This window comes from Pseudomonas sp. AIG (genome assembly GCF_977020205.1).
Genome location: NZ_CDROCK010000114.1, coordinates 1 through 3,031, shown reverse-complemented (window position 1 = coordinate 3,031; position 3,031 = coordinate 1). Strand labels below are relative to the sequence as shown.

At 58.8% G+C, this 3,031-nt stretch carries 3 protein-coding genes; 2 read left to right on the top strand and 1 reads right to left on the bottom strand.

All coding sequences use genetic code 11. The features are described 5' to 3' along the window. Positions 1-198: 198 nt before the first annotated feature. A complete protein-coding gene (locus tag ACWR1S_RS30715) occupies positions 199-789 on the top strand; it encodes an NUDIX domain-containing protein (RefSeq protein WP_454566123.1) in 591 nt (196 codons plus the stop codon). A gap of 1 nt (position 790) precedes the next feature. On the opposite strand, the gene ACWR1S_RS30710 is transcribed toward ACWR1S_RS30715, so the two are convergent. Next, positions 791-1,306 carry a methylated-DNA--[protein]-cysteine S-methyltransferase gene (locus tag ACWR1S_RS30710; protein WP_454566122.1) on the bottom strand — a complete coding sequence of 172 codons (516 nt, stop codon included), beginning with the start codon at positions 1,304-1,306 and terminating at the stop codon, positions 791-793. 151 nt (positions 1,307-1,457) lie between these two features. Between ACWR1S_RS30710 and ggt the strand changes: the two genes are divergently transcribed. Beyond that, positions 1,458-3,031, top strand: a 1,574-nt coding sequence (gene ggt, locus ACWR1S_RS30705) for a gamma-glutamyltransferase (RefSeq protein WP_454566121.1), incomplete at its 3' end; no start/stop codon positions are given.

Here is a 3,031-nt window from a genome sequence, read left to right as displayed (position 1 = left end):
GCATTCGCAGTTCTCGCGCACATCAAAAAGGTGCGGGGACTTTGCGGGGGATCAAACAGGAAAGAAGTCGGGCGAGTAGGTGATGTCTGTAGGATGTTTCGACATAGTTTGTGGGGCGGTATACGGTTTCGTTTTTTCGTTCACAAAAATGGGCTTTTACCTACCCGGGAGCCTTCAATGACAAAAGGATCAGGCGTCATGTCCAACACAGCCGAGCGGGTCAACATCGTCGACACTCAGGTGTTGTCCCATGACTGGTATTTGCTGAAGAAAATCACCTTCGACTACCACCGCAATAACGGCGAGTGGCAGCGTCAGACTCGTGAGGTCTACGACCGTGGTAACGGTGCGGCGATTTTGTTGTTCAACCGCGAGCAGCGCACGGTGGTGCTGACCCGGCAGTTCCGTTTACCGGTGTTCGTCAATGGTCATGACGGATTGCTGATCGAGGTGGCGGCCGGGTTGCTCGAAGGCGCGGCGCCGGAGCAACGGATTCGCGATGAAGCCGAAGAGGAAACCGGTTATCGCGTGCACGATGTGAAGAAGGTATTCGAGGCTTACATGAGTCCCGGCTCGGTGACCGAGAAGCTGCACTTTTTCATTGCCGAATACGACGCCGCATCAAAGGTCAGCGACGGAGGTGGTCTGGAAGAGGAGACCGAAGAACTGGACGTGCTGGAGTGGCGATTCGATGACGCGTTGGCAGCGTTTCGGCGCGGTGAGATCTGCGACGCCAAGACCATCATGCTGTTGCAGTATGCGGCGATGAATAACCTGTTCGGCGTTTGATTCAGAATAGATCCCCGGTTTTGCCAACCGTCGACCAGTCGCCACCCTCCAGGGTCAGCAAGCGCTCTTTCGCTTCAAGCCCACCGGCAAACCCGGTGAGCTTCCCCGACGCGCCGATCACCCGATGACACGGCGCGACGATGGAAATCGGGTTGCGTCCGTTGGCAGCGCCCACTGCCCGCACGGCGCTGGGATTGCCTATCTGCTCGGCAATCTGGCTGTAGGTGCGTGTTTCGCCAAATGGAATGGTCAGCAGCGCCGCCCAGACCTTTTTCTGAAAGTCGGTGCCAGCGAAATCCAGTTCCAGATCAAAACATTCACGCGTCCCGGAAAAATATTCTTCAAGTTGTCGAGCCGTTCGAATCAGGACCGGATTGTCGGGCGCTTCGCTCATCGGCCCGAGGCGCACGCGGTTTGGTTTGTCGTTTTCCCAGAGGATGGCTGCCAGTCGAGAGCCGTTCGCGACCAGCTTCAGCTCGCCGACGGGCGAGGGCAGGGTGATGAACGTGTAAGGCATGACGGCAGACTCCGGATCAGGACTGTAACAGTGCCCAGCATACTGCCTCATCGGGGAGGCGCAATACGCAAAGCCGACCATACTGCTTGTTGCTCCTGAAGCGTTCCCCTCTGTTCTGCACAGACCCCGAAAACAAAAAAGAGATCGACTCATGAAGTACGAACCTTTGGCCAAATCGCTGATAGCGACCTCACTGGCACTCAGCTGTCTCATGGCTCACGCGGCGTCGGTGGCACCGGTTGCCGCCGAAAACGGCATGGTGGTCACCGCGCAACACCTGGCCACCCATGTGGGTGTCGACGTTCTGAAAAGTGGCGGCAATGCCGTCGATGCAGCGGTCGCTGTGGGGTACGCGCTGGCGGTGGTTTATCCCGCAGCGGGCAACCTCGGCGGGGGCGGTTTCATGACCATTCAACTGGCGGACGGGCGCAAGACCTTCCTCGACTTCCGCGAAAAAGCGCCGCTGGCGGCCACCGCCAACATGTACCTCGACAAGGAAGGCAACGTCATCCCCGATCTCAGCACCCGTGGGCATTTGGCGGTGGGTGTGCCGGGCACCGTCTCTGGCATGGAGCTGGCGCTGAGCAAATACGGGACCAAGCCGCGCAAGGAGATGATTGCTCCGGCGATCAAACTGGCGGAAGACGGTTTCGAGCTGGAGCAGGGTGACGTCGAGTTGCTGGAATACGCCACCGACGTGTTCAAGAAGGACATGCGCGACTCCGGTTCGATCTTCCTCAGCAAAGGCGAGCCGATGCAGGTCGGGCAGAAACTGGTGCAGAAAGACCTCGGCAAGACCCTGCGGACGATTTCCGAAAAGGGCGCCGACGGCTTCTATAAAGGTTGGGTCGCGGATGCCATCGTGACGTCGAGTCAGGCTAACAAAGGCATCATCACCCAGGCCGACCTCGACAAATACAAGACCCGTGAACTGGCCCCGGTGGAGTGTGATTACCGGGGTTACCACGTGGTCTCGGCGCCACCGCCAAGCTCCGGTGGGGTGGTGATCTGCCAGATCATGAACATCCTCGAAGGTTATCCGATGAAGGATCTGGGCTTCCATTCGGCTCAGGGCATGCACTATCAGATCGAAGCGATGCGCCACGCGTATGTCGATCGCAACAGCTACCTCGGCGATCCGGATTTCGTCAAAAACCCGATCGAGCACCTGCTGGACAAAAACTACGCGACCAAGCTGCGTGATGCCATCCAGCCGCAAAAGGCCGGTGTGTCGGCTGAGCTAAAACCTGGTGTGGCGCCCCATGAAGGCAGCAACACCACCCACTATTCGATCGTCGACAAGTGGGGCAACGCGGTGTCGGTCACCTACACCCTCAACGACTGGTTCGGCGCGGGCGTGATGGCGAGCAAGACCGGGGTGATCCTCAACGATGAAATGGACGACTTCACCTCCAAGGTCGGCGTGCCGAACATGTACGGTCTGGTGCAGGGCGAAGCCAATGCGATTGCGCCGGGCAAGGCACCGTTGTCGTCGATGAGCCCAACCATCGTCACCAAGGATGGCAAAGTGGTGATGGTGGTCGGCACGCCGGGTGGCAGCCGCATCATTACCGCGACCTTGCTGACCATGCTTAACGTCATCGACTACGGCATGGGCCTGCAGGAAGCGGTCGACGCACCACGCTTCCACCAGCAGTGGATGCCGGAGGAAACCAACCTCGAAGACTTCGCCGCCAGCCCCGACACGAAGAAGATCCTCGAGAG